Genomic DNA, 2,050 nt, shown 5'->3' with positions numbered 1-2,050 from the left:
GTGGAAAGCTTTTTGTGGTTTTGGATGGACTCGCGGCCTATCAGCTTGTTGGTGGGGTAATGGCCTACCAAGGCGACGACGGGTAGCCGGCCTGAGAGGGTGACCGGCCACACTGGGACTGAGACACGGCCCAGACTCCTACGGGAGGCAGCAGTGGGGAATATTGCACAATGGGCGAAAGCCTGATGCAGCGACGCCGCGTGAGGGATGACGGCCTTCGGGTTGTAAACCTCTTTCAGTAGGGAAGAAGCCCTTCGGGGTGACGGTACTTGCAGAAGAAGCGCCGGCTAACTACGTGCCAGCAGCCGCGGTAATACGTAGGGCGCAAGCGTTATCCGGAATTATTGGGCGTAAAGAGCTCGTAGGCGGTTTGTCGCGTCTGCTGTGAAAGACCGGGGCTCAACTCCGGTTCTGCAGTGGGTACGGGCAGACTAGAGTGCAGTAGGGGAGACTGGAATTCCTGGTGTAGCGGTGAAATGCGCAGATATCAGGAGGAACACCGATGGCGAAGGCAGGTCTCTGGGCTGTAACTGACGCTGAGGAGCGAAAGCATGGGGAGCGAACAGGATTAGATACCCTGGTAGTCCATGCCGTAAACGTTGGGCACTAGGTGTGGGGGACATTCCACGTTTTCCGCGCCGTAGCTAACGCATTAAGTGCCCCGCCTGGGGAGTACGGCCGCAAGGCTAAAACTCAAAGGAATTGACGGGGGCCCGCACAAGCGGCGGAGCATGCGGATTAATTCGATGCAACGCGAAGAACCTTACCAAGGCTTGACATGGACCGGAAAGACCTGGAAACAGGTGCCCCGCTTGCGGCCGGTTTACAGGTGGTGCATGGTTGTCGTCAGCTCGTGTCGTGAGATGTTGGGTTAAGTCCCGCAACGAGCGCAACCCTCGTTCTATGTTGCCAGCGGTTCGGCCGGGGACTCATAGGAGACTGCCGGGGTCAACTCGGAGGAAGGTGGGGACGACGTCAAATCATCATGCCCCTTATGTCTTGGGCTTCACGCATGCTACAATGGCCGGTACAAAGGGTTGCGATACTGTGAGGTGGAGCTAATCCCAAAAAGCCGGTCTCAGTTCGGATTGGGGTCTGCAACTCGACCCCATGAAGTCGGAGTCGCTAGTAATCGCAGATCAGCAACGCTGCGGTGAATACGTTCCCGGGCCTTGTACACACCGCCCGTCAAGTCACGAAAGTTGGTAACACCCGAAGCCGGTGGCCTAACCCTTGTGGGGGGGAGCCGTCGAAGGTGGGACCGGCGATTGGGACTAAGTCGTAACAAGGTAGCCGTACCGGAAGGTGCGGCTGGATCACCTCCTTTCTAAGGAGCTGCTAACGGCGTCCGGGTCTGCCTGCATGGGCGGGTCCGGGGTTGTCAGTGTTGCCCATTGCGCAGGCGTCTGTTCTGCGGTGGGTGCTCATGGGTGGAATATCAGCAAATCAAGTTTTTTGGCATGGCCTGTTGGTGGTGGTGTCCTGGCGTGAGTACGGCAGCCCTCTTTTCGCACTGTGTGTGTGGGGGGTTGTTGGGAAAGCGGTCCGGGGTGTTCGTTGCCGGGTTGTGTTTGGCGCACTGTTGGGTCCTGAGGCAACAGGGCCTTTTTGCAGCAATGCAGGGAATCCTTGGTGTTTCTTGTTGTTCCTGCGGCCGGCACCGGCTCTGCGTGTTTGTGGGGTGGGTGTGGTTGACGGGGTTGTTGTTTGAGAACTACATAGTGGACGCGAGCATCTGGACACATGGTCCTGCACTCTTTTTGGGGGTGTGGGTTGTGTGTTCTAGCAATTTCTTTGATGAATGAACCTGGCCCTTTGTGGTCGTGGTTCTCTCGAATTGATTGAGTGCATCAGCCGCGGCCTGTTGCCATCCTGTTTGGGTGGTGGTGGTTGTGGTTTTGTGTGGTCAAGTTTTTAAGGGCGCACGGTGGATGCCTTGGCATTAGGAGCCGAAGAAGGACGTAGGAATCTGCGATAAGCCTGGGGGAGTTGATAACCGAGCGGTGATCCCAGGATGTCCGAATGGGGAAACCCCGCACAACGCTTTTGG

2 rRNA genes (1 of these 2 running past the window's edge) are annotated in these 2,050 nt (G+C 57.2%); both read left to right on the top strand.

The features are described 5' to 3' along the window. Positions 1-1,327, top strand: a 16S ribosomal RNA gene (locus OCL88_RS20705); the annotation flags it as partial. A 577-nt stretch (positions 1,328-1,904) separates the two neighbouring features. Next, positions 1,905-2,050, top strand: a 23S ribosomal RNA gene (locus OCL88_RS20700); it runs 3,116 nt beyond the window's last position.

The sequence above is a fragment of the Paenarthrobacter sp. PAE-2 genome, from assembly GCF_026013155.1.
GTDB lineage: Bacteria > Actinomycetota > Actinomycetes > Actinomycetales > Micrococcaceae > Arthrobacter > Arthrobacter ureafaciens.
Note: the sequence above shows the minus strand (reverse complement) of the source record. Positions and strands in the feature narration are given on the sequence as shown.